The following is a 26079-nucleotide window of genomic DNA, read 5'->3' as shown; positions in this document are numbered from 1 at the left end:
GAGGCACGATCAATGTATGCGTCCAGTCGTGTTGACCCGGAATTGACCGGCGGGAAGACCCGCGGTCGGGTCCTGCTTGCGTTCGGCTTGTTGCTGGTATCGGCGCAGTCGGTGCCGGTGCTTGCCCACGGCCAGGCGCGCACGCTGGATGGCTTCGACCATGCCGCCGACTGGAGCGTCGTCACCTCCGACCAGGTCAGCGGCAGCTTGCGCGAAGTCGATGGCATCCAGGGTCGCGCACTGTGTCTGGACTACGATTTCAATGGCGTCTCCGGTTACGTCGGCCTGCAACGTAAGCTGCCGATGGAATACCCCGCGGATTATCAGTTCTCGTTCCAGTTGCGCGGCGATGCACCGGTCAATGACCTGCAGTTCAAACTGGTGGATGCCAGCGGCGACAACGTGTGGTGGGTCAACCGGCCCAAGGTCGAGCTGCCGGCGCAGTGGACACCGGTGGTCTACAAGAAGCGCCACATCAGTCGGGCGTGGGGGCCGTCCCCCGATCCGGCAATGCACCGCAGCGCCAGCGTCGAGTTCACGGTCTACAGCAGCGCCGGCGGCGCCGGGGCCGTTTGTTTCGACAGCCTGGTGTTCCGGGAGCGGACGCCGGACGATGGCTCACCGTTGACTGCTACGGCGAGCGTCGAGGCGGGCGAGGGCGTGGGCGACGTCGAGGGCAAGGCTTCGGTCGACGCCGTTGCCGTGAGCGCCGTCACCGACGGTGACCCGGAAACCGTGTGGCGGGCGCGTTTCCAGGACGGCGCCGACCTGGTGCTGGACCTGGGCCGCCTGCGTGAATTTGGCGGACTGAGCCTGCAATGGGGTGACCGGCACGCCAGCGATTACGCCATCGCCTTGTCGAATGATCGCAGGCTATGGCGCGACGTCCGCCGGGTGACCGACGGCAACGGAGGTCGGGACTGGATCGCCTTGCCGGAGTCCGAGGCGCGCTACCTGCGTTTGCGACCGATGGGCGGCACGGACGCGGAGTTTGCGCTGGCCGGGATCACCATCGAACCACTCGGGTTTGCATCGACCCCGAACGACTTCATCCGCGCCATCGCCGCGACCGCGCCACGTGGCCATTACCCGCGTGGCTTCGTTGGCGTGCAGCCGTACTGGACCGTGGTCGGGACCGACGGCGGCGCCGAGCAGGGCTTGATCGGCGAGGACGGCGCGGTGGAAGTGGCACGCGGCGGCATCCGCATCGAACCGTTCGTGATCAGCGATGGCGAGCTGGTCAGCTGGGCGGACGTGGAGGCCAGCCAGTCGCTGCTCGATGGCTATCTGCCGATCCCGACCGTCGGCTGGCGTCATCCGCAGTTCGATCTGGCGATCACCCCCTTCGCCGAAGGCCGGCCCGGGCAATCGCAGCTGAGTGCCCGTTACGTGCTTACCAATACCAGCGGGCAATCCCGCGACTACACCCTGGCGTTGGCGCTGCGGCCGCTGCAGGTCAATCCGCCGTCCCAGTTCCTGAGCACGCCCGGCGGCGTCAGCCCGATCAACCGCTTGGCATTCGATGCTTCGGGAGGCTCGTTGTCGGCGCAGGCGGGCGTCTGGACCGTCAATGGCGAACGCAAGATTGCACCGTCACAAGTGCCCGATGCGACCATCGCCTCCACCTTCGATGCCGGCACGGTCGTCGAGCGACTCGCGGCAAGGGCGGCGACCGGATTCCAGGCCGATCCCGAGCCGCCCGACGATTTGGTCAAGGCCGGCATCCGTGCCCGGGTCGAGCACGACCCCACCGGCCTGGCGTCGGGCGCGATGTTGTACCGGGTCCGGCTGGCAGCGGGCGAGAGCCGCAGCTTCGACTGGCGCGCACCACTGACAGGCGATCTTGCGGTCGACGGCGTTCTGGCCGGCGATGCGGCGGCCCGGCAGGCCCGCGCAGCCATCGACTGGCACGACAAACTGGATCGGGTGACCCTGGAGGTGCCCGCTGCCGGCCAGCACGTGGTCGATACCCTGCGCACCGGATTGGCCCACATGCTGATCAGCCGCAATGGCCCGCAGCTGCGGCCGGGCACCCGCTCCTACGCCCGGACCTGGATCCGCGATGGCGCGATGATTTCCGAGGGCCTGTTGCGGCTGGGCCGCGGGGATGTCGCCGAAGCATTCGTGCGCTGGCACGCGCCGTATCAGTTCGATAGCGGCAAAGTCCCGTGTTGCGTCGACGACCGCGGCAGCGATCCGGTGCCGGAGAACGACAGCCACGGCGAGCTGATATTCACCATCGCCGAGGTCTACCGCCATCGCCGCGACCGGCAAGTGCTCGAAGACCTGTGGCCCCACGTGGCGGCTGCGGTGGCCTACATGGACCAGTTGCGCCTGAGCGAGCGCACCGCGGCCAACCGCGCCATCAACCCGGCGTTCTACGGCATGATGCCGGCCTCGATCAGTCACGAGGGCTACTCGGCCAAGCCGATGCACTCGTACTGGGACAACTTCTGGACGCTGCGCGGCTACAAGGACGCGGTGCTGATCGCGCAATGGCTGGGCCGTGATGCCGATGCCGAGCGGTTCGCGGCGTCGCGCGACCAGTTCCGCGCCGACCTGTACGCCTCCATCGAGGCGGCGACCGGGCAACACGATATCGACTACATCCCCGGCGCGGCCGAGCTCGGCGATTTTGACGCGACCTCGACCACCATCGCGCTGGCGCCGGGTGGCGAGCAGGGCCGGATGCCAACAGAGCTGTTGCACAACACCTTCGAGCGTTACTGGCGCGAGTTTGTCGGTCGTCGTGACGGCACCCGGGACTGGAAGGACTACACCCCGTACGAGCTGCGGACCGTCGGTACCTTCGTGCGCCTGGGCTGGCGCGAGCGTGCCCACGAAGCGCTGGCGTTCTTCTTCGCCGACCAGCAGCCGCCAGGCTGGAACCAGTGGGCCGAAGTGGTCTCGCGCACGCCGCGCAAACCGTTTTTCCTCGGTGACCTGCCACACGCCTGGGTGGCATCGGACTACGTGCGCTCCGCGCTGGACCTGTTTGCCTACAGCCGCGAGATCGACCAATCGCTGGTGATCGCCGCCGGCATCCCGGCCAGTTGGCTGGACGGGCAGGGAATTGTCATTGACGGTCTGCGCACGCCGTATGGCGAGTTGGGCTACACCTTGCATCGCGATGGCGACACGGTCCGGCTCAAGCTGCACCCCGGCATCCGGCTGCCGCCCGGCGGCGTGGTGCTGCGGTTGCCCAAGCCGATGACCGGCGGCAATGCACGCATCGATGGCGAGCCGCGTCCGTGGCAGGGGAGCGAGCTGCGAATCGACCGGTTGCAAGCCGACGTGGAGGTTGGGGTGTCGCCGTAACCCACGACCCGGAAGCCGCGGGGCTTCCTGATTGATAACTGTGCGCAGGTATAGTTGCCCGCAGCATGGCGGGTACAGTACCCGGTCACGAATCAGGGAGAGTTGGCATGGGGCTTGTTCAAGCAGTAGTGGGTTCGGTCAGTGGTGCGCTCGCCGACCAATGGAAGGACTTCTACACGGTGCCGGAGGGTTTGCCGTCGACCGCGGCGTTGTTCGCGGCGGTGCCGCATGGCACCAATGCAGGGCGCGGCTCCAATACCAAGGCGTCCTCGAACATCATCACCAACGGTTCGAAGATCATCGTGCCCGAAGGTTACGGGTTGCTGCTGTTCCAGGATGGCGCGATCACCGGTTTCGCGGCCGAGCCGGGCGGTTATGAATGGCGATCGGACGACCTCAACTCGAAGTCGGTTTTCGCAGGCGACGGACTTGTCTCTTCGCTGATCAAGCAGAGCTGGGAGCGCTTCAAGTTCGGCGGCCAGCCCGGTTCGCAGCAAGCCGCTTTCTTCGTGTCGCTGAAGGAACTGCCGAACAACCGCTTCGGCACGCAATCTGAAATCTATTGGGACGATGGCTTCCTGGGCACGCAGGTGGGCGCGGTGACGCGTGGTACCTACACGCTGAAGATCGTCGATCCGATCCTGTTCGTGAAGAATTTCGTACCGGCAGCGTATCTCCAGCCGGGCCAGGTCTTCGATTTCACCGACATCGACAATGCCGCCGCCAGCCAGCTGTTCAACGAAGTGGTGGGTTCGCTTGCGCCGGCCTTCAGTCTGTATACGAATGATCCGAGCAAGGGCAATCGCATCACCAAGCTGCAGCAGGATTCGATTGGCTTTGCCAAGAGCCTGTCCGACGCGGTGGAAAACGCCTATCAGTGGAAATCCGACCGTGGCCTGGCCATCTTCAAGACCGCCATCATTTCCATTGAATACGACCCCAATACGCGGGAACTGCTCAAGACCGTGCAACGCGCCGACGCACTGGCCGGTGCACGCGGCAATTCCAACCTGCAGGCCAGCGTCGCGCAGGGTATCCAGTCGGCGGGTGAGACCAGTGGCGCCGCAGGTGTCATGGGCATCGGGATGGCGAGCGGCATGATGGGTGGCCTGGGTAACTTGCAGCAACCGGTGGCACCAGCCGCACCCGCCGCGGCTGACCCGATTGCGAAATTGACCAAGGCGAAGGAAATGCTTGATCTCGGCCTGATTACCCAGGCTGACTACGACGCGGCCAAGGCCAAGGTACTGGGCCTGTAAGGCGGAGTCGCAGAACCATGCCGGATACCACTACGCCGCCGCGGGTGCCGCCTTACACCGGTCCCGGCTCGCCGCAGGATGTGCCGCCGCGACCGGGTAGTTTTCCTGTCGACCCGGACACGCTGCCCGAACCGATCCGCGACGAATTGCTGGCGCCCGATCCGGTCGCCATCGACACCTCTGCCACCGAGCTTCAGGACGGCCTCAACCGCTGCCCCAAATGCGGTGCCAGCGAGGTCCGGCAAAAGGCCGGCAGCGACCTGTTGGTCTGCCTCTTTTGCCGCCACCAATGGCAAGCCGAGCGGGTCGAGGAGGAATTCGGGCTCGGCGAAGGCCTTGACGAGCTCACCGGCACGGTGATCGCTTCGGGTGCGCGGGACATAGAGGCCGACGCCGCCAGCCTGATGAGCTTCAAGTGCACCGGCTGCGGCGCCGAGGTGACGATCAATACCGAAAATGCGATGACCGCGCGCTGTCATTGGTGCCGCCACGTTTTCGGCGTCAACGAGCAGGTGGCCAACGGCGCGGTGCCCGACGCGGTGCTGCCGTTCCACATCGGCAAGGACGACGCGGTCGCGCGTATCCGCCAGTTCGTGAACAAGCGACGCATGTTCGCGTTGAAGGAATTCAAGGAGCAGTTCACGCCCGAGAACGTTATCGGCGTCTACCTGCCGTACATGATCGTCGATGGCAACGCGAGCGCCGACGTCACCGGCCATGGCGAGATCCAGACGCGGCGTTACACGCGCGGCAGCGGCGACAAAAAAGAGACCTACTACGACGCCGACGTGTACCAGGTCGGCCGGCACGTGGACTTCACCGTGGACGACCTGCCAATGGAATCCTCCACTGAGCGCGGCAACCTCGACACGGGCAGCAACACCAACAACATCATCAACACGATCCTGCCGTTCGACACGAAGAACGCGGTGAAGTGGAACGCTTCCTTCCTGGCCGGCTTCAGCACGGAGAAGCGCGACCAGGATGTGGAGCACCTGCGCCCACGTCTGGAAGACCAACTGCTGTCGATCGCCCGCTCCCAGGTCGAAAAATCGGTGGACCGTTACGATCGCGGCGTGCGCTGGGAGCAGGAAGGCCTCACCGTTCACGGCACCCGCTGGGTGTCGATGTACCTGCCCGTATGGCTGTACTCGTACCACCAGCCGGGCAGCAACGGCGGCATGCTGCACTACATCGCGGTGAATGGTCGCACCGGCGAGACCATGGGCAGCGTGCCGGTGCAGCAATGGAAGCTCCTGCTGGCCGCGCTAACTGCCGGCAGCGTTCTCGAAGGCATTGCACTCATGATCATGATGGGGAATTAGTGATGGGCGACGACGGTGGTCTATGGCTGCTCCTGCTCGGTCCGGCAGGCGCCACCGGCCTGTACTGGGCCCTGTACCGGTATTACCGCAACACCGATAAATCCCATGCCTTCGAACGCGATACCGTCGTCGAAGCCAAGCAGGTGACCGGCACGGACCAGAAGGTCGACACGCTGAAAGGCACGCAGAGGAAGCGCATTGGTGGCGACAACGTCGCTGAGTACCGTAGGCGCGTGCAGCGTGTCGAGGACATTACCGAACAAGGGGAATAAGCATCCGGACGAGCGTTACGGCAACGGCTCATCCAGGTGCCGGCCGTGGCTGGCGATGACCTTGGCATACCAGCGCGCGCTGTCCTTCGGTGTGCGCTGCTGGGTGGCGTAGTTCACGTGCACCATGCCAAAGCGCTTGGTGTAGCCCAGTGACCATTCCAGGTTGTCCATCAGCGACCACAGCATGTAGCCGCGGATGTCGCAGCCGGCCGCTATCGCCTGGTGCACGGCGCCGATGTGCTTCCGCAGGTAATCGGTCCGCAACGGGTCGCGCACACGGCCATCCTCGGCGACCGGCGGGTCAAAGAACGCGGCGCCATTTTCGGTGATGTAGGTGGGGATATTGCCGTAGCGGTCCCTGGCCCAGGACAGCAGGTCGACCAGGCCCTGCGGGAACACTTCCCAGCCGGTCTCGCTGTAGGTGCCCAGCGGTTGCCGCACGGCGCCGGCGTTCAACGGGTAGCTGTCGTCGGCCCGGGTGACGCTGCGGGTGTAGTAGTTGATGCCGATGAAGTCGAGTTTCTGTTGGATCAGCTCGAGGTCCTGCGCCGGCCAATCCGGCCATGCGTCGCCGAATATTTCCTTCATCTCGGGCGGGTAATGACCGAGCAGGGCGGGGTCCAGGTACTGGCCATTCATATAGGCATGCGCGCGGGCGACGGCGGCATGGTCGTCGGGTGAGTCGCTCGCGGGGTACTTCGGCTCGATGTTCACCACCAGGCCGATCTCGTGTTGGCCGATGTCGCGGTAGGCCTTTACCGCCGCGCCATGGGCCCGCATCAGGTTGTGGCTGGCAATCGGTGCCTCGTAGCGGCTGCGGTGGCCGGGGGCGAGGGCACCGTGCAGGTAGCCGCCATCGGTGATCACCCACGGCTCGTTGAGGGTGACCCACTTCTTCACTCGGCCGTCGAGGGCGCGATACATGACGCTGGCGTACTCGGCGAACCAGTCGGCGCTGTCCGGGTTGAGCCAGCCCCCGCGGTCGTCCAGCGCCGCCGGCAGGTCCCAGTGGTAAAGCGTCAGCATCGGCTCGATGCCGTTGGCCAGCAGCTCGTCGACCAGGTTGGAGTAGAAGTCCAGCCCGGCCTGGTTTACCCGGCCGGTGCCGTCCGGCAGGATCCGCGACCACGACACGCTGAAGCGGTAGGCCGTCAGGCCCAGTTCGCGCATCAAGGCCACGTCGTCCTTCCAGCGCCGGTAATGATCGCAGGCAACATCGCCGGTGGCGCCGTCGACCGTCATGCCGGGGGTGTGGGCGAAGCGGGTCCAGATGCTTGCGCCGGCACCATCGGCCAGCGGCGAGCCTTCGATCTGGTGGGCGGCCGTGGCGGCGCCCCACAGGAAGCCGTCCGGGAAAACGCGTGCATCGCTCATGAATACTGGGTCTCTGGGAATTGACGGCCCGGCGACGGGGTCGACGGGTGGCGTGAGGGTGGTTGCGTGGCAGGATAGCCGAGGCAGGCGGGCCGCCGGCCGACCCATCGCGGTAACCTTGGGTCACAACCGCAGGAGAGTGCATGGCCAAGGTCAGCCTGGAGCGTGTGCGCAAGGTCTACCCGAATGGTCACGTTGGCGTTGCCGAGGCCAGCTTCGTGGTCGCCGATGGTGAATTGCTGGTGCTGGTGGGGCCGTCGGGCTGTGGCAAGTCAACGCTGCTGCGGATGATCGCCGGGCTGGAAACCGTGACCGCCGGACAATTGCGGATCGGCGAGCGCGTGGTCAACGACCTGCCACCCAAGGATCGCGACATCGCGATGGTGTTCCAGAGCTACGCGTTGTATCCGCACATGACGGTGGCGGAGAACCTGGGCTTCGGGCTCAAGCTGCGCGGGATGGCCAAGGCCGAGATCCGCGCCCGGGTCGGTGAGGCAGCCACGATGCTGCAGCTGGACGAGTTGCTGGAGCGCAAGCCGGCCGTGCTGTCGGGTGGCCAGCGCCAGCGGGTGGCGCTGGGACGGGCGCTGGTCCGGCAACCGCAGGTGTTCCTGCTGGATGAACCCTTGTCCAACCTGGACGCCAAGCTGCGCGCCGGGATGCGGGTGGAAATCGCGCGTCTGCATCGCCAGTTGGGTGCGACGATGGTGTACGTAACCCATGACCAGATCGAGGCGATGACGCTGGGGCAGCGGATCGTGGTGCTCAACGATGGCCTGATCCAGCAGATAGACACTCCGATGAACCTGTACGCCAAGCCGGCGAACCTGTTTGTCGCCACGTTCCTGGGCAGCCCGGCAATGAATGTGTTGCACGGCCGGCTGCAGCGTGACGACGACGGGTTGTCGCTGCACACCGCCGAAGGTGATCGCATCGGTCTGGACGGGGCTGTCAGTGAAGTCCCGGTGCCATGGCTGCAGCGCGAGGTGACGATCGGCTTCCGGCCCGAGCACCTGCAGCCGGCGACCGATGGAGCCAGCCCGAGTTTCGTGGCCGGGATCGAGATGCTCGAACCGGTCGGCAACGAGATCTTCGTCAACCTGCGCCATGGTTCCGACGCGCTGGTTGCGCGCTGTCCGCCCCAGGAGCTGCCCGGGGTGGGGGCGAAGCTGCCCTTGTCGCTTGCGGCGGGCAGCGTCCACTTCTTTGATCCCGACAGCGGCGAGCGCCTGGACGGTGATGGATGAACGTTCCTGGGGTCAGCGGCTTGAAGTCCATGGATCCCCGCCTTCGCGGGGATGACGGCTTGGTGTGGGGTGATGGTTTGTTATGGGGTGACGGTTAATTGTTCAGACCTTCCCCGGGTGATCCGGCAGTCCGCCTTGGCCCGTTATACTTGCCGATGGGCACAGGCTTCTTCAGGGTCTTGTTTCATAGGATTCAACAGCTTGGGCGATATAGTTAAACTCATTTGGCATTAATGGAAGCGCCCGTGTGGCGCTCAAGAGGTTCCCGCGACGCATGCGTCTGTCCACGATCAAGCTGTCCGGCTTCAAGTCCTTCGTCGATCCGACCACCCTGCACCTGCCGTCGAACCTGACTGCAGTGGTCGGGCCGAACGGCTGCGGCAAGTCCAACATCATCGACGCGGTGCGTTGGGTGATGGGCGAAAGCTCGGCCAGCCGGCTGCGCGGGGATTCGTTGACCGACGTGATTTTCGCGGGCTCCTCGGCGCGCAAGCCGGTGTCGCAGGCCACCGTTGAGCTGGTGTTCGACAACTCCGACCACACCATCACCGGTGAGTACGGCGCCTTCGATGAGATATCGGTCAAGCGCCTGGTCAGCCGTGATGGGGGCAGCCAGTACTACCTCAATGGCAGCAAGTGCCGCCGACGCGACATTACCGATCTGTTCCTGGGGACCGGACTGGGTCCGCGCAGTTATTCGATCATCGAGCAGGGAATGATCAGCCAGATCATCGAGGCCCGGCCCGAGGATCTGCGCGTGTACCTGGAAGAGGCAGCCGGCATCTCCAAGTACAAGGAGCGTCGCAAGGAGACCGAGACCCGCATCCGGCACACCCGGGAGAACCTCGACCGGCTCAGCGACCTGCGCGAGGAGGTCGGCAAGCAGCTGGAGCATCTTGCCCGCCAAGCCCGTCAGGCCGAGCAATACCAAGCCATCCAGGCCGACCGGAGAATCCGGGACGCGGAATGGAAGGCGCTCGAACATCGTGCGCTGGACCGCAAGCTGCAGGGACAACGCGAAAAACTGGCCCAGCAGGAGACCCGCCTGCAGCAGTTGATCGCGGAGCAGCGCGAGGCCGAGCGGGAAATCGAGACCGGCCGGGTACGACGGGAAGAAGCCGCCGAGGCGCTGAGCAAGGCGCAGGCGAACAGTTACGAGGTCGGCGGCGCGCTGGCCCGGATCGAGCAGCAGATCCAGCACCAACGCGAGATGTCGACCCGGCTGCAGAAAGCGCGCGACGAGGCGCAGACCCAACTGGCGCAGATCGCCGAGCATATCGGCAGCGATCAATCCCGCCTGGATGTGTTGGCTGCGGCAATCGAGAGTGATGAGCCACGGTTGGAGCAGATGCGCGAGGAGGATGTCGCCCGCCAGGACGTCCTGCGCGATGCCGAGACCGCGCTGGCAGCCTGGCAGCAGCGTTGGGATGAGCACACCCGTGCCCAGTCCGAGGCGACCCGTGCCGCCGATGTCGAACGTACCCGGATCGAGCATCTGGACCGCCAGGCGCTGGAGGCGGACCGCCGTCGCGAGGCGTTGACCGCCGAACGCGCCGGTCTGGACCTGAGCACGCTGGCCGCGACGTTTGCCGAGCTGGAAGAGCAACACGAGACCCACAAACTGTCGCTGGACAGCCTGACCGACGCTGTGGAGGGCCGGAAATCCAGCGTCGACGGATTGCAGGAGCAACAACGCGCCACCCAGTCCGGGCTGGCCGACGTGCGCAAACAGGCACAGGCGGCGCGTGGTCGCCTGTCGTCCCTGGAGGCGTTGCAGAATGCCGCGCTGGGCCAGGAGCAGGGCGCTGCGACGGCCTGGTTGCAGGCACGTGGGCTGGACTCGGCAACCCGTGTTGGCGAAGCGCTGGAGGTCGACGCGGGCTGGGAAAACGCTGTGGAAGACGCGCTGGGCCAGCTGATCGAAGGGGTGTTGGTCGAATCTCCCGAGGCGTTGGTGGCGGCGATTGGCGAACTGGGCGAGGGTCGTCTATCGCTGGTGTCATCCCAAGCCGATCCGCTTGATGTCGCGCCGACTTCGCTGGCGTCCAAGGTGCGTGGCCCGGTGGCGATTCGCCGCCTCTTGTCCCGATTGCATGTGGCCGAGGACCTGCAAGCCGCGCGTGCGCTGCTGCCTGGACTGGCTGCGGACGAGTCGGTCATCACCCGTAATGGTGAACGCGTGGGCGCCGGCTGGATGCAGGTGCTGCGCTCGGGCGCGGCCCAGCAGGGCGCGTTGCTCCGGGAGAAGGAGATCCAGTCGCTGCGTGAACAGATCGAGGTCTTGCAGGAGCGCGAGCGCGAGTTGGACTCCGGCCTGAGCCAGTTGCGTGATCGCCTGCTGGCGGCCGAGCAGCAGCGCGAAGACGCCCAGCGCAGCCTGTACACGGCCCATCGCAGCGTCTCGGAGATGGCGGGCCGGTTGCAGAGCCAGCAGGGCCGCCTGGATTCGGCGCGCGGCCGGATCGAGAAGATCGAGGTTGAATTGACCCAGTTGGCCGGGTCCCTGGACGACGCACACGAGCAGGGTCGCGAGTCGCGCAACCGCCAGGAAGAGGCGGTCATGCGGATGACCGAGCTGGAGGATGCGCGGCTGGTGCTGGATGGCGAGCGCCGCCACCTGATGGAAGCCCGCGACCAGGCCCGCAACCTGGCCCATGAGTCGCGCGACGCCAGCCATGCGCTGGCACTGACCCTGGAGTCGCAACGCGCCCAGGTCACCTCGCTGGCCCAGGCGCTGGACCGGATGGGCGGCCAACGCGGCGTGCTCGACCTGCGCCTGGGTGAACTGGCCAGCCAGCTGGTCGCAGGTGACGACCCGGTGCTGGAGCTTGAGCAGCAGCGACAAGCCACCCTGGAGCAGCGGGTTCAGGTCGAGCACAAGCTCACCGCGGCGCGTACTGCCGTGGACGGTATCGACAATGATCTGCGCCGGTTCGAGCAGACCCGCCAGCAGCGCGACGAGCAGGCATTGGCGCAGCGCGAGGCGATCGGCCAGCGCCGGCTGGACCAGCAAGCGATCGTGCTGAAGGCCGAATCCCTGGCCGAGGACGTGGTTGAGGCCGGTTTCGTGCTTGAGGATGTCGCCAATACCCTGACCGACGAGATGGAGCCTGCGGCATGGTCGAAGACGGTCAGCGAGCTGGACGCCAAACTGCGCCGTCTGGAGCCGGTCAACCTGGCCGCGATCGCCGAGCATGCCGAAGCCGCCCAGCGCAAGGACTACCTGGATGCCCAGGACACCGATCTGACCACGGCGCTGGAGACCCTGGAAGAGGCGATCCGGAAGATCGACCGGGAAACCCGGGGCCGCTTCAAGGACACCTTCGACCGTGTCAATGCCGGCGTCCAGCAGCTGTATCCGCGCCTGTTTGGTGGCGGGCACGCCTACCTGGAGCTCACCGGCGAGGATCTGCTCGATGCCGGCGTGGCGATCATGGCCCGGCCGCCCGGAAAACGGGTGTCGAATATCTCGCTGCTGTCTGGCGGCGAGAAGGCGATGACCGCGGTGGCGCTGGTGTTTGCGATCTTCCAGCTCAATCCGGCGCCGTTCTGCCTGCTCGACGAGGTCGATGCGCCATTGGATGAAGCCAATGTCGGACGATTGGCGGCGATGGTCAGCGAGATGAGTGAACAGGTACAGTTCTTGTTCGTCAGCCACAACAAGGCGACCATGGAAGCAGCGCATCAGCTGGCTGGCGTCACCATGCGCGAGCCCGGTGTCAGCCGTCTGGTATCGGTGGACCTGGCCGAGGCCACCCGTCTGGCCGGTGCCGCCTGATGGGCGAGGCACCATTGCCCTACAACCGCACCAGCAAGGAGTAGCGAAACAATGTCGGACATGACCCTGCTGCGGATCGGAATCCTGATCGCCGGCCTGATCCTGATTGGCGCGATCGTATTCTTCGGTCGTCCACGCAAACCCGGACAGGGCAGGCGGGTTCCCCGCGATGCCAAAACGACGGGCGAGCGTCGCGAGCCCACCTTGGGCGAGCAACTGGAGGATGAGCTGGCTGGTGAGCCGCCCGCCACCGGTGATGCCACCAGCCAGGCCGAACTGGAGCTGTTTGAGCGCAGCCTGGACGGCACGGCCGATATCGCCAGCGCCGAGCTGGGGCGCCGTGTCAGCGACGAGTTCGACAAGATCGTGACCGTTTACCTGGCGGCCCGCGCCGGCCACAAGCTCCGTGGTCCCGACATCGTGGTGGCGGCCGAGAAGGCCGGCCTGGTGTACGGCCACATGAGCGTGTTCCACCGGCTGCTTGATCAACGACCCGAGCGCGGGCCGGTGTTCAGCGTTGCCAATATCACCAAGTCCGGCAACTTCGACATGGCGAACATCCAGGAGCTGGAAACTCCGGCGATCGCGTTTTTCCTGACCCTGCCGGCACCGATTGCCGCGCTGGACGCCTGGGAGACCATGCTGCCGACCGCGGAGCGCATGGCCGAGTTGCTCGACGGCATCGTGCTGGATGAGCAACGCAACAACCTCGGGCGCCAGCGTATCGGCCATATCCGCGACGAGTTGCGCGCCTACGATCGCCAGCGCGAAGCCCCGCCATTGAGCAAGCCGACGCGCTGGTAAGCCGTGTCCCGGCACCGCCGTCCCGTGCATGAAAGTCATGTCCGCAGCCGCCACCGCTGAAGCCCGAAGCCGCGTCGACGAACTGCGCCGTCAGCTCGATGACGCCAATTTCCGCTACCACGTGCTTGACGATGCGGTGCTGGCGGATGCGCAGTACGACCGGCTGCTGCGCGAGCTGGAGGCATTGGAAGCGGAGTTTCCGGCGCTGGCGAGCGAGGATTCGCCCACCCAGCGTGTCGGGGCGGCACCGTCAGGCGCCTTTGCGCCGGTACGACACGCTGTGCCGATGTTGTCGCTGGCCAATGCCTTTACCGAACAGGAAGTGGCGGACTTCGTGCGCCGGATCGAGCACAAGACCGGCCGGGACAATCCGCTGTTTTCGGTCGAGCCAAAGCTCGATGGCCTGGCAATCAGCTTGCGCTACGAGCACGGCCGCTTCGTCCAGGGCGCGACCCGCGGCGACGGTGCCACCGGCGAGGATGTCACCGCCAACCTGCGCACGGTGAAGGCGATCGCGTTGCAGCTGCGTGGCGCGGGCTGGCCCGACGTGCTGGAAGTGCGCGGCGAGGTCTACATGCCACTGGAAGGATTCAAACGCTACAACGAACGCGCACGGGCAGAGGGCGGCAAGGTGCTCGCCAACCCGCGCAATGGCGCTGCCGGCTCGCTGCGCCAGCTGGATCCACGCATCACGGCGCGCCGCCCGCTGGCGTTCTATGCCTATGCGGTGGGCGTGGTGGAAGGCGGCGAACTGCCCGAAACCCACTCGGCGACACTGCAACGATTGCGCGAATGGGGCCTGCCGGTCAGTGCTGAAAGCGCGGTGGTGGCCGGCACCAGCGGCTTGCTCGACTACTACCAGCGACTGGGTGAGCGTCGTGCCGGATTGCCGTTCGATATCGACGGGGTGGTCTACAAACTCGACGATTACGCGGGACAGCGCGAGTTGGGCTTTGTCTCGCGCGCACCACGTTGGGCGATCGCGCACAAGTTCCCCGCCCAGGAGCAGTCGACCGTGCTTGAGGCGATCGATATCAATATCGGCCGCACCGGTGCGGCTACGCCACTGGCGCGCTTGCGGCCGGTGCAGGTCGCCGGCGTGGTGGTCAGCAAGGCGACCTTGCATAACGCCGACCAGATCGCGCGACTGGACGTGCGCATCGGCGATACGGTGATCGTGCGCCGCGCCGGTGATGTGATCCCGGAGATCGTCCGGGTCGTGCCTGACCAGCGCGCGCCCGGTGCGCCGGTATGGGTGATGCCAACCGAGTGCCCGGTCTGCGGCTCGCGGATCGTCCGCGAGGAGGGCGGTGTGGTTTGGCGCTGCTCGGGCGAGTTGACCTGCGCGGCCCAGCGCAAGGAAGCCATCGGGCATTTCGCCTCGCGCCGGGCGATGGACATCGATGGTCTCGGCGAGCGCTACATCGAGTATCTGTCGGATCTGGATTACGTCACGACCGTCGCCGATCTGTACAAGTTGACCCTCGATGACCTGCTGGAGATGAAAAGCCGCGGTGATGCCGCGCAGGACGCGCTGCCGGAAGCGCCGGCGGATGTGTCCGCGGCAAGCAACGGCAAGCCGGCCAAGGTCGCGACCAAATGGGCCGAGAACCTGATCGAGGCGATTGACCGCAGCCGCGACACCACGCTGGAGCGTTTTCTGTTCGGCCTGGGTATCCAGCATGTCGGCGAGAGCACCGCGAAGGCGTTGGCGACCTGGTTCGGCGACCTGGAAATAATCCGTCACTTGCCGTGGCCGTTATTCAAGCGGGTGCCTGATATCGGAGGGGAAGTCGCCCGCTCCATCGGGAACTTCATGGACCAGCCGGGCAACCAGCAGGTCATCGACGAGTTGCTGGCGCGCGGCGTCACCATCAACGATGCCCATGACCCGTCGCCGAAGCTGCGCGATGACCTGGGTTTGGCGACCCTGCTGGTCGACCTGGATATCCCGAAGATCACCCGCATTCGCGCCGAACAGGTGGCAGCGGCATTTCCGCTCGCGGATCAGCCCGCCGCTGCGGTGGCGCGTCTGCTGAAGGCGCCGCAACATGATTTTGTTACCGCCGGTTTGCCGAACGATACCGCGACGGCGCTGTTCGACTGGTTGCAGGATGTCGGCAACGCCGGGCTGCTGTCCGCGTCGGCTGCTGCGGTGGAACGATTGGAGGCGCGGGTTCCGCAGGACGAGACACGCGTTGCCGGTGCGCTGGACGGCCAGACCGTGGTGCTGACGGGGACCTTGTCGTCGATGACCCGCGATGAGGCCAAGGCCCGGCTGGAAGCCCTGGGCGCAAAGTCCGCTGGCAGCGTGTCGAAGAAAACCGGCTTTGTCGTCGCCGGCGAGGCTGCCGGCTCCAAGCTTGCCAAGGCCGAGGAGCTGGGCGTCGCAATCTGGGACGAGGCGAAGCTCATCGCCTTCCTGGCTGCACACGAATGAGATCGACATGACGTCGGACTGGCAGCCGACGGCGAGCTTCGATGCGCTGCGCCTGCGCGCCGCCCTCAACGCCTGCATCCGTGCGTTCTTCGCCGAGCGTGACGTCACCGAGGTCGAGACGCCGATGATGTCGGTGGCCGGCAACACCGAGCCCAATATCGCCTCGTTCTCGCTGCAGTTCAGCGGACGCACCGATGGCGCGCCGCGAACGCGATGGTTGCGTACGTCCCCCGAGTACCCGCTCAAGCGCCTGTTGGCGGCCGGCTTTGGTGATTGCTACGAACTGGGCCGGGTGTTTCGCGATGGAGAGGTCGGTGTTCGCCACAATCCGGAATTCACCATGCTGGAGTGGTATCGCCTGGGCTGGGACCATCGTGCGCTGATTGTGGAAACCGCCGAGGTGATCAATGCCGCACTCGCGCTGGTCGGCCGACAGGTTCCACTGGTCCAGGTTCGCTACCGTGACCTCTACCGCGACCGGCTGGGCCTGGACCCGATGACCGCCAGCGAAGACGAGCTGCGCCAAGCGCTGGGTGAGGCTGTTGTCGATCCGCGCGGGCTGGTGCGTGACGATTGGCTGGACCTGTTGATGACCCACCGGTTGCAGCCGGATTTCCGCGACGACCAGATGCTGGCGATCCACGACTACCCGGCCAGCCAATGCGCGTTGGCGCGGCTGCGCGATGATGGCACTGGCGAGCCACCGGTCGCCGAACGTTTCGAGTTGTATCTGGGGCCGCTGGAGCTTGCCAATGGCTATCACGAGCTGGCCGATGCGGTGGAGCAGACGACGCGTTTCCAGCGCGACCGGCAGGTGCGTGCGAGTCGTGGCGATATCGTGCCGCAACTGGACCAGCGCTTCCTGGCATCGCTGGCCGCCGGCTTTCCACATTGCGCCGGGGTCGCCCTCGGTGTCGACCGGCTGATGATGGCGATACTGGGCACCGACCGGATCGCCGACGTGCTGGCATTTGACTTCTTCCGAGCTTGAGAACGCCATGACCGATACCCTCGATTTCGACCGTTATGACCGGGTCCGGCCCATCCGCTGGACCAGTGACGCGCTGGAGCTGCTGGACCAGCGCAAGCTTCCCTTCCAGGTGGAATACGTCACCTGCCGCACCAGTGACGAGGTGTTCGACGCGATCCGCACGCTGGTCGTTCGTGGTGCTCCTGCCATTGGAATCGCCGCCGCCTGGGGCCTGGTGCTGGCGGCCCGTGAGATCACCGCGGCCGATGGCCCCGAGGCGGCCGCCAAGCTCACTCCGACCATCGCCCACCTCAATGCGGCCAGGCCCACGGCGGTCAACCTTGCCTGGGCATTGGCGCGGATGCGGCGCGTCCTCACCGGTGCCGGTGAGCAGTGGCGCGGGGCCCTCGCCGCCGAGGCGGAGGCAATCACCCGCGAGGATCTGGCGGCCAATCGCCAGATGGGCGTGCTTGGTGCGGCCCTGATCGCACCCGGCAGCAGTGTCTTGACCCATTGCAACACCGGCTCGCTGGCAACCGCCGGTTTTGGTACCGCGCTGGGGGTGATTCGCGCCGGCGTCGCCCAGGGGCGGGTCGAGCAGGTGTATGCGGGCGAGACCCGTCCGTGGCTGCAAGGCGCACGACTGACTGCGTGGGAGCTTCAGCAGGACGGTATTGCCCCGACCCTGATCGCCGACGCGGCGGCCGCGCACCTGATGAAAACCGGCAAGGTGCAATGGGTCGTGGTGGGGGCGGACCGCATCTGCGCCAACGGCGATGTCGCCAACAAGATCGGTACCTGCCAGCTCGCCATATCGGCATGGCATTACGGGGTCGGGTTCATGGTGGTGGCGCCGTCATCGACAGTGGATATGGACACTGCGTCGGGCGATTTCATCCATATCGAGGAGCGCGACCCCGACGAGTTGTTCGGCGTCGCCGGGACCCGTACGGCGGCCGATGGTATCCGTGCCTGGAACCCGGTGTTCGACGTCACGGCGCATGATCTGATCACCGCCATCGTTACCGAGCGTGGGGTGATCGAGCGTCCGGACGAGGCCGCGATGCGGATCGCATTTCCCGATTGAGAGGCGCGAGCCTCCATCAGCGTCCGATTCGACCGTAAAACCGCGCTAAGTCATTGTTTCCGGGGAAAATAGCGGGGCGTCAGAGCGCGTTTCGTGCTATGATTCAGTGTCTTTTTCATCTGCTTGTCGCGGATCGAGAAATCGCCGCGCAGGAAGAATTGCCTGGGTGGTTTCCGATAGGCGCGGGCAGCGATCGATATCGCTCTAACCCCTGTCAAAACACGGAAACCCGATGGCCGAATTTGCCAAGGAAATCATCCCGGTAAACCTCGAAGACGAGATGCGTCGCAGCTACCTCGATTACGCCATGAGCGTGATCGTCGGACGCGCGCTTCCGGACGTTCGGGACGGGCTCAAGCCAGTGCACCGGCGCGTCCTGTACGCAATGAGCGTTCTCGGCGCCCACGCCAACAAGCCGTATTTCAAGTCGGCGCGAATCGTTGGTGACGTGATCGGTAAGTACCATCCGCATGGCGACCAGTCGGTCTACGACACGCTGGTGCGCATGGCGCAGCCGTTCTCGCTGCGCTACATGCTGGTCGATGGCCAGGGCAACTTCGGTTCGGTGGATGGCGACTCCGCCGCGGCGATGCGCTACACCGAAGCGCGCATGTCCAAACTCACCCATGAGTTGATGGCGGACATCGAGAAAGACACCGTCGACTTCCAGCCGAACTATGACGAGAAGGAATTCGAGCCGACGGTCATGCCGACCCGGGTCCCGAACCTGCTCATCAATGGTTCGGCCGGTATCGCGGTTGGCATGGCGACCAACATCCCGCCGCACAACCTGTCGGAAATCATCGACGCGACGATCGCGTTGATCGAGAACCCCGAGATCGACATCGATGGGCTGATGGTGCACGTGCCCGGTCCGGACTTCCCGACTGCCGGTATCATCAATGGCACCTCCGGCATCATCAACGCGTACCACACCGGTCGCGGTCGCGTGCGCATGCGCGCGAAGGCGGATATCGAGGTGGCCGACAACGGTCGCGAAGCGATCGCTGTCACCGAAATTCCGTACCAGGTCAACAAGGCGCGGCTGATCGAGAAGATCGCCGAGCTGGTCAAGGAAAAGAAGCTCGAGGGCATCAGCGAGTTGCGAGACGAGTCCGACAAGGACGGCATGCGCATCTACATCGAGATCAAGCGTGGCGACTCGGCCGATGTGGTGCTCAACAACCTCTACCAGCAGACCCAGCTGGAGTCGTCGTTCAGCATCAACATGGTGGCGCTGGTCGATGGCCGGCCGCAGCTGCTGAACCTCAAGCAGATCCTGCAGTCGTTCGTTCGCCATCGCCGCGAAGTGGTGACCCGTCGCACCATCTTCGAGCTGCGCAAGGCTCGCGCACGTGCACATATATTGGAAGGCCTGACTGTCGCGCTGGCCAACATCGACGAGATGATCGAGCTGATCAAGACCTCGGCCAATCCCAACGAAGCCCGCGAGCGCATGCTGGCCAAGACGTGGGAGCCGGGGCTGGTCGGTGCGCTGCTGGGCGCGGTCGGGGCGGAAGACTCGCGTCCGGACGACTTGCCCAAGGGCGTCGGCCTGGTTGACGGCCGATACCAGCTGACTGAAATCCAGGCCCAGCAGATCCTGGAGATGCGCCTGCACCGCCTGACCGGGCTGGAGCAGGAGAAGCTGACCGACGAGTACAAGCTGCTGCTGGAGGCCATCCGTGGCCTGATCGAGATCCTGGTAGACCCCAACGTGCTGCTGGCGGTGATCCGCACCGAGCTGGACAACGTCAAGGTCGAGTTCGGCGATGAGCGCCGCACCGAGATCCGCGAGAGTGAGGAAGACCTCGATATCCTCGACCTGATCGCACCGGAGGACGTGGTAGTGACGCTGTCCCATTCGGGCTATGCCAAGCGCCAGCCGGTCAGCAGTTACCGCGCGCAGAAGCGCGGTGGCCGGGGGCGCAACGCGGCGGCGACCAAGGATGAGGACTTCATCGACAGCCTGTGGCTGGTGAACACCCACGACACCTTGCTGACGTTCACCAGTGCCGGCCGGGTGTTCTGGCTGCCGGTGTACCAACTGCCGGACGCGGGCCCCAACGCCCGCGGGCGGCCGATCATCAACTGGATCCCGCTGGAACCTGACGAGCAGGTCCAGGCGGTAGTTCCGGTGCGTGATTACGATGGTGGCCGGTATGTTTTCTTTGCGACCCGCAATGGCGTCGTCAAGAAGACGCCGCTGACGGAATATGCCTATCGCCTGCAACGCGGCAAGATCGCGATCAACCTTGACGAGGGCGATGCGTTGATCGGTGTCGGCCTTTCCGATGGCAGCTGCGACATCATGCTGTTCTCCAGTGCGGGCAAGGCGGTTCGTTTCGCTGGCAGCAACGTGCGCTCCATGGGGCGTACCGCCCGGGGCGTTCGCGGCATGCGCCTGGGTGAGGATGCCAAGGTGGTCAGTCTGATCGTGGTCGACGGCGATGGCGATATCCTGACCGCCAGTGAGCGTGGCTACGGCAAGCGCACCGAGCTGGAACAGTACCCTTGCAAGGGGCGCGGCACCCAGGGCGTGATTGCACTCAAGACCAGTGAGCGCAACGGCAAACTGGTCGGTGCGATCCAGCTCAGCGAAGACCACGAGGTATTGCTGATATCCGACGGCGGCACCCTGGTGCGTACCCACGCATCGGAGATATCCCAGGTCAGCCGGAACACCCAAGGGGTGACTTTGATGAAGCTGGCGGCCAACGAGACCTTGCAGGCCGTTGAACGTCTGGATGCATCACTGGACGACGAACTCGGTGACGGGACGGTCGACGACGAGGGGATTGCGGCGGCGGTCGACCCATCGTTGGCGGCTGGCGCGCGTGTAGACGATGCGCCTACCCCGGAGTCGCCGGACGGATCGTCGGCTGACTGACCGGCCACGCCGCACGGGTACATTCGCTGCGCGAGCGTGACAAAAAGTAACGCCGCCCCTTGAGGGCGGCGTTATTTTGTGGGTCTACCTACCGGCGCTCACGACTTCGTGCGTTTCAGGCCAGTTGGGAAAGCATGTGCTCGGCGGTGGATACCCGGTACTCACCCGGTGCCTCCACATACAGCTGCTTCACCACGCCGTCTTCGGCATATAGCGCGAAGCGCTTGGAACGCACGCCCATGCCGTAGGAGCTGGCATCGAGTTCCAGACCCAGGGCGCGAGTGAACTCGGCGTTGCCATCGGCCAGCATCATCAGTCCTTCTGGCACGTCCTGGCTTTTTCCCCAGGCTTGCATCACGAACGGGTCGTTGACCGACACACAGGCCACATCGATCCCCTTGTCGCGGAACTGCTGGTAATGCGCGACAAATCCCGGGAGGTGCTTCTCCGAGCAAGTCGGGGTGAAAGCGCCGGGGACGGCGAATATCACCACCTTTTTCTGGTTGAACAGTACCGAGGCATCAACGGTTTCAACGCCATCGGCAATACGTTGCAGCGGAGCTTCCGGGAGGTGTTCTCCCACCTGGATGGTCATCTTGTTTCCTTGTCTGGCGCGCGGATTGGCGCATGTACGCAGTGACAGTGTAGGGCTACGCTTCTAGAATGCACGTCAACGCTCATTGAAATTCATACGCCCCGCAACGCTGCGATCAAGGGCATTTCCGGAGTATTCATGCATTTCAAGGACTATTACCAAACCCTCGGCGTGGAACCCAGCGCGGGCGATGCCGAGATCAAGACCGCCTACCGCAGGATGGCGCGAAAATACCATCCGGACGTCAGCAAGGAGGCGGGTGCGGAGGATACGTTCAAAGCCGTCAACGAAGCTTACGAGGCCTTGCGTGATCCGCAGAAGCGGGCGGCTTACGACCAGTTGCGCACGCGGGGGTATCGTCCGGGCGATGAGGTGCATCAGCCAGCCGGCGGCTTTGGCGGGCAGGGCGGCTCGGGGGTCGATTTCGAGGAGATATTTGCCGGCGGCGGCGCGGGCGGTGGTTTCAGCGACTTCTTCGAGACACTGTTCGGACGCGGTCGTGGACCGGGAGGCCCGGCGGGCGGCAATGGCGGATTCGCCCCGCACCCTGGTGCAAATTCACACGCCGATACCCGTGCCAAGCTCTCGGTTCCACTGGAGACGGTGTACTCCGGTGCAAGCGTCAGGGTCGGTATCAACGGCAAGACCCTGGATGTGCGCGTGCCCAAGGGCATCCGCGAAGGGCAATCGATCCGGTTGGGTGGCCAGGGCAGCAACGGTGGTGCGCTGCTGCTGGAAATCGATTACGCGGCCCATCCACAGTTCGAGGTCGACGGCCGCAATGTGATTCATGTCCTGCCGATCGCGCCGTGGGAGGCGGCGTTGGGCGCGACGATCAGCGTGCCGACCCTGGGTGGGTCAGTGGAATTGAAGATCCCGGCCAACTCCGAAGCCGGCAGCAAGCTTCGGCTGCGCGGCCGCGGCCTGCCGGCCAAGCCGGATGCCGGAGACCAGATCGTGGAGCTGGAAGTGCTGGCGCCGCGACCACATACCGATGCACAGACCGACGCTTATCAGACCATGCGCGACGCGTTCGGCGAGGATTGGCGCCGGGAGTAGCGCTCGGCGCGGGGCTTGCTGCAACCGGGCTTGGTTCAACCCGGCTTGCTTCAACCCGGCAATAGCTGGCCGAGCACTTCGGCCAGGTCGGCCTCGCTGAACGGCTTGGTGATGTAGGCCTTCGCTCCCTGGCGCATGCCCCAGACGCGGTCGGTTTGCTGATCCTTGGTGGTAACCAGGATGACCGGGATATGTTTGGTGTCGGCGTCCCTGCAAATCGCCCGGGTTGCCTGGAAACCATTGAGGTTGGGCATCACCACATCCATCAGCACCAGGTCGGGCAGTTCCTGCTTGGCCGCGGCGACCCCGGCGGCGCCGTCTTCGGCAGTCAGGGCTTCGTGGCCCAGTTTCTCGACGATGCGGCGGATGCCCATCAGTTGTGACGGTGAGTCGTCGACGATCAGGATGCGCGCCATGTATTTCCCCCAGGAGATCGGTTTGATTGTAGCTTCGTATGACGTCGCCGCAAATGGCTTATATAGTCACCAGCGTGCGCCCCAGCGAACCGCCGCCGAGCATGTTCGAAAATACCTGCGGCAACTCGGCCAAAGACACTTCGCGGGTGCAGATGCGATCAAGGTGCCTCGGCTTCCAGTCGCTGGCCAGATGTTGCCAGACCGCCTCACGGATAGCACGTGCGGTGCCGGCGGAGGCAACACCAAGCAGTGACACGCCGCGAATGATGAACGGCATCACCGTGGCATCGAGTCCGGCAGACGCGGCCAGCCCGGCGCTGGCGATATTGCCGTACGGCGCGCACTGAGCAAGCAGGCTGGTCAGCATCGGACCGCCGACGTTGTCCAGGCCACCGCCGAACCGCGCCGACTCCATCGGCCGGGTAGTGGCCAACGCGTCACGCCCCAGGACCTGGCTGGCACCAATCTCCCTCAGGTAGGCATGTTGGTCGGCCTTGCCGCTGATGGCATGTACCTCGAAGCCGGCGCGGCTGAAAATATCGACCGCCAGCGAGCCCACGCCGCCGGACGCGCCGGTTACCGCCAGCGGTCCCATATCGGGCCGCTGCCGGTTCTCGGTCATGCGGAACAGCGCCAGTGCCGCGGTAAAACCGGCGGTACCCAGGATCATGCTCTCGCGCAGGTCGAGGCCATCGGGCAATGCGATGGTCCACTTCGCCTCCAACCGGACGTACTGTCCGTAGCCACCGTCGCGGGTTTCGCTCAAGCCGCTGCCGGTCGCCAGCACGGCGTCGCCTTCCTTGAACGACGGATCGGTGGAGGCCACCACATGGCCGGCAACATCGATCCCGCCGACCAGCGGAAATCGCCGCAGGATCTTGCCCTTGCCAGTGCCCGCCAACGCGTCCTTGAAGTTGACCGAGGAATGCACGGCCTTGACCACGACTTCGCCGGGGGCGAGGTCATCCAGCGAGATCGACTCGATGCCGCTGCGATAGCCGGCCTCGTCCTCATGGATGCGAAAGGCGTTGAAGGTGGCCGGGATCGTCATGTGGTTCTTTTCCTTCCGGCAACCGCCGGCTACTGCGTGGGACAGATCTCCCGGATCATATCCCGATGGGGCTAGCGCAAGGCGCTGCGGCGTTTCGCTTCCAGCCACTTCTCTGCATGGGCGGGCGTATAGGCGCGCATCCAGTCCAACATCATGTCGATGTCCTCGCCATGCCACAGGTCCTGTCGCTGCCCGGGGTGGACGAAGCCTTCGGCGACCATGCGATCCATCATGGCGATCAACGGAGCGAAGAACCCATCCACGTCCAGGAAGGCGCATGGCTTGTCGCCAATGCCGAGCTGTCGCCAGGTCAGCATCTCGAACATCTCGTCCATGGTCCCGAAGCCGCCGGGAAGGGCGACGAAAGCATCGGACAGGTCGAACATGCGCTTCTTGCGTTCGTGCATGTTGGCCACGACGTCGAGCCGGGTCAGGCCGCGATGGGCGACCTCCAGGTTGACCAGTTGCTCGGGGATCACCCCGATCACCTCGCCGCCAGCCGCCAGCGCGGCATCGGCGACGATACCCATCAAGCCGACATCGCCACCACCGTATACGACCGTCAGGCCCTGGTTACCCAGTTGGGTGCCCAGCAGTGCGGCGCGCTCGGCATAGATGGGGCGAGCGCCGGGATTGGACCCGCAATAGACGCAGATGGACTGCATGGTGGTAGTTGCTCCGAAGTGGGGGCTTCCAAACCAGAACGGCGCACCTGGGTGCGCCGTTCTGGTTCGCAGATCAATGATGACGCGATCAGTTTGCCTTGTGGATGGCGCGCTTTTCGACCGCCATGGCAGCCTCATGCACGACTTCACTCAGCGCCGGATGCGCGAAGCAGATCCGTGCCAGATCATCGGCCGCGCCATTGAACTCCATCGCGATCACGCCGCTGTGGACCAGCTCGGACACACTCGGGCCGCACAGGTGCATGCCCAGGATGCGGTCGGTTTCCGCATGGGCGATCACCTTGACCAGGCCGGCGGGTTCATTCATCGCCACGGCACGGCCGTTGGCGGCAAACGGGAAGCTGCCGGTCTTGTAGGGAATACCCTCGTCCTTGCACTGGGCCTCGGTCTTTCCGACCCAGGCGATTTCCGGCTCGGTGTAGATGACCCACGGTACGGTATCCAGGTTGACGTGGCCGGGCAGGCCGGCGATCAGCTCGGCGACCGCGATGCCTTCCTCGGACGCCTTGTGCGCCAGCATCGGGCCGCGGATGCAGTCGCCTATCGCCCAGACGCCATCGACGCCGGTGTGGCAATGCTCGTCGACCTCGATCTGGCCGCGCTCGTTGACCTTGACCCCGGTGCCGTCGGCCAGCAGGCCCTTGGTCGCGGCGCGGCGGCCAACGGCCACCAGCAGCTTGTCGACCACCAGTTGCTGGTCAGCCTTGCCGTCGTTGTAGGACAGGTGGACACCGTCCTTCTTGATCTCCGCCTTGCTGACCTTCGCACCGAGCTTGATATCCAGGCCCTGCTTCTTGAATTCACGCGCAGCGACCTTGCTGATGTCGGCGTCGGCGGCCGCCAGGAAGCCGGGCAGGGCTTCCAGGATGGTGACTTCCGAGCCCAACCGCTTCCAGACGCTGCCCAGCTCCAGACCGATCACACCGGCACCGATCACGCCCAGGCGCTTGGGTACCTTGTCGAAATCCAGGGCTCCGACGTTGTCGACGATCTTGTCGCCGTCGAACTTCGCGAACGGCAGCTCGATGGAGTCCGAACCGGCGGCGATGATGACGTTGGCGGCCTTGAGCTCGACCTCCGACCCGTCGTGCTGCTTCACCTTGACCACGTTGCCCTTGTGCAGGGTGCCGAAACCGTAGAACGGGGTGACCTTGTTGGCCTTGAACAGCATCGTGATGCCGCCGGTGAACTGGCTCACGATCTTGTCCTTGCGACCCACCATGACGCCGACATCGATCTTCGGCTTGTCGGCCGAGATACCGTGGTCGGAAAACATGTGGGTCAGATTGTGGAACTGGCGCGAGCTGTCCAGCAATGCCTTGGACGGGATGCAACCCACCCTCAGGCAGGTGCCACCCAGCGCGGGCTTGCCGTCCTTGCCCACTCCGGCGTCGATGCACGCGGTCTTCAGGCCGAGCTGCGCGGCGCGGATCGCGGCCACATAGCCGCCGGGACCGGCGCCAATCACCACGACGTCGAAATTCTGTTGTTCGCTCATCTCAAATGAT

General features: G+C 65.0%; 18 protein-coding genes. 12 read left to right on the top strand and 6 right to left on the bottom strand.

Annotated elements, in window-relative coordinates; all coding sequences use genetic code 11:
• Positions 1 to 12: 12 nt before the first annotated feature.
• From ACW7G1_RS09880 to ACW7G1_RS09865, 4 genes are all read left to right on the top strand, one after another.
• Complete coding sequence (locus tag ACW7G1_RS09880; protein ID WP_456979560.1) at positions 13 to 3318, top strand: discoidin domain-containing protein; 3306 nt, start codon at positions 13 to 15, stop codon at positions 3316 to 3318.
• A gap of 107 nt (positions 3319 to 3425) precedes the next feature.
• The gene (locus tag ACW7G1_RS09875; RefSeq protein ID WP_456979559.1) at positions 3426 to 4577 is read left to right on the top strand and encodes an SPFH domain-containing protein; all 1152 of its coding nucleotides are present in this window, start codon (positions 3426 to 3428) and stop codon (positions 4575 to 4577) included.
• Positions 4578 to 4594: 17 nt separating this feature from the next.
• Positions 4595 to 5902 (top strand): TFIIB-type zinc ribbon-containing protein, encoded by a 1308-nt coding sequence (locus ACW7G1_RS09870; RefSeq protein WP_456979558.1) that lies wholly within the window; start codon positions 4595 to 4597, stop codon positions 5900 to 5902.
• A gap of 2 nt (positions 5903 to 5904) precedes the next feature.
• Complete coding sequence (locus tag ACW7G1_RS09865; RefSeq protein WP_456979557.1) at positions 5905 to 6174, top strand: hypothetical protein; 270 nt, start codon at positions 5905 to 5907, stop codon at positions 6172 to 6174.
• Positions 6175 to 6189: 15 nt separating this feature from the next.
• Here the strand turns inward: ACW7G1_RS09865 and ACW7G1_RS09860 are convergent, their stop codons facing one another.
• Positions 6190 to 7548 carry a GH1 family beta-glucosidase gene (locus ACW7G1_RS09860; protein WP_456979556.1) on the bottom strand — a complete coding sequence of 453 codons (1359 nt, stop codon included), beginning with the start codon at positions 7546 to 7548 and terminating at the stop codon, positions 6190 to 6192.
• Positions 7549 to 7691: 143 nt separating this feature from the next.
• Between ACW7G1_RS09860 and ACW7G1_RS09855 the strand changes: the two genes are divergently transcribed.
• The 7 genes from ACW7G1_RS09855 to gyrA all read left to right on the top strand — a co-directional run bounded on the left by ACW7G1_RS09855 (position 7692) and on the right by gyrA (position 20764).
• Complete coding sequence (locus ACW7G1_RS09855; RefSeq protein ID WP_456979555.1) at positions 7692 to 8795, top strand: ABC transporter ATP-binding protein; 1104 nt, start codon at positions 7692 to 7694, stop codon at positions 8793 to 8795.
• 274 nt (positions 8796 to 9069) lie between these two features.
• A complete protein-coding gene (gene smc / locus ACW7G1_RS09850; RefSeq protein WP_456979554.1) occupies positions 9070 to 12573 on the top strand; it encodes a chromosome segregation protein SMC in 3504 nt (1167 codons plus the stop codon).
• Between the two features lie 51 nt (positions 12574 to 12624).
• On the top strand, positions 12625 to 13377 hold the full coding sequence (gene zipA / locus ACW7G1_RS09845) for a cell division protein ZipA (protein WP_456979553.1): 753 nt from the start codon (positions 12625 to 12627) through the stop codon (positions 13375 to 13377).
• A 37-nt stretch (positions 13378 to 13414) separates the two neighbouring features.
• Positions 13415 to 15817 (top strand): NAD-dependent DNA ligase LigA, encoded by a 2403-nt coding sequence (ligA, locus tag ACW7G1_RS09840; protein ID WP_456979552.1) that lies wholly within the window; start codon positions 13415 to 13417, stop codon positions 15815 to 15817.
• Positions 15818 to 15824: 7 nt separating this feature from the next.
• On the top strand, positions 15825 to 16808 hold the full coding sequence (gene epmA, locus ACW7G1_RS09835; protein WP_456979551.1) for an EF-P lysine aminoacylase EpmA: 984 nt from the start codon (positions 15825 to 15827) through the stop codon (positions 16806 to 16808).
• Positions 16809 to 16815: 7 nt separating this feature from the next.
• Positions 16816 to 17874 carry an S-methyl-5-thioribose-1-phosphate isomerase gene (gene mtnA, locus ACW7G1_RS09830; protein ID WP_456979550.1) on the top strand — a complete coding sequence of 353 codons (1059 nt, stop codon included), beginning with the start codon at positions 16816 to 16818 and terminating at the stop codon, positions 17872 to 17874.
• 232 nt (positions 17875 to 18106) lie between these two features.
• Positions 18107 to 20764: a DNA gyrase subunit A gene (gyrA, locus tag ACW7G1_RS09825; protein ID WP_456979549.1), complete on the top strand. Its 2658-nt coding sequence runs from the start codon at positions 18107 to 18109 to the stop codon at positions 20762 to 20764.
• 115 nt (positions 20765 to 20879) lie between these two features.
• Here the strand turns inward: gyrA and ACW7G1_RS09820 are convergent, their stop codons facing one another.
• Positions 20880 to 21359, bottom strand: coding sequence for a redoxin family protein (locus tag ACW7G1_RS09820; RefSeq protein ID WP_456979548.1), 480 nt, complete (start codon positions 21357 to 21359; stop codon positions 20880 to 20882).
• A gap of 138 nt (positions 21360 to 21497) precedes the next feature.
• Here ACW7G1_RS09820 and ACW7G1_RS09815 point away from each other — a divergent pair, with 138 nt between their 5' ends.
• The gene (locus ACW7G1_RS09815) at positions 21498 to 22418 is read left to right on the top strand and encodes a DnaJ C-terminal domain-containing protein (RefSeq protein ID WP_456979547.1); all 921 of its coding nucleotides are present in this window, start codon (positions 21498 to 21500) and stop codon (positions 22416 to 22418) included.
• A gap of 50 nt (positions 22419 to 22468) precedes the next feature.
• Here ACW7G1_RS09815 and ACW7G1_RS09810 read toward each other — a convergent pair whose 3' ends face one another.
• From ACW7G1_RS09810 to lpdA, 4 genes are all read right to left on the bottom strand, one after another.
• A complete protein-coding gene (locus tag ACW7G1_RS09810; protein WP_456979546.1) occupies positions 22469 to 22834 on the bottom strand; it encodes a response regulator in 366 nt (121 codons plus the stop codon).
• A 58-nt stretch (positions 22835 to 22892) separates the two neighbouring features.
• Positions 22893 to 23885 carry a YhdH/YhfP family quinone oxidoreductase gene (locus ACW7G1_RS09805; RefSeq protein WP_456979545.1) on the bottom strand — a complete coding sequence of 331 codons (993 nt, stop codon included), beginning with the start codon at positions 23883 to 23885 and terminating at the stop codon, positions 22893 to 22895.
• 71 nt (positions 23886 to 23956) lie between these two features.
• Positions 23957 to 24550, bottom strand: coding sequence for an LOG family protein (locus ACW7G1_RS09800; RefSeq protein ID WP_456979544.1), 594 nt, complete (start codon positions 24548 to 24550; stop codon positions 23957 to 23959).
• Positions 24551 to 24638: 88 nt separating this feature from the next.
• Positions 24639 to 26069, bottom strand: a complete 1431-nt coding sequence (gene lpdA / locus ACW7G1_RS09795; protein WP_456979543.1) for a dihydrolipoyl dehydrogenase — start codon at positions 26067 to 26069, stop codon at positions 24639 to 24641.
• Positions 26070 to 26079 lie beyond the last annotated feature (10 nt).

The sequence above is a fragment of the Lysobacter sp. A378 genome (assembly GCF_054052125.1).
This window is presented reverse-complemented; position numbering and strand designations above follow the sequence as displayed.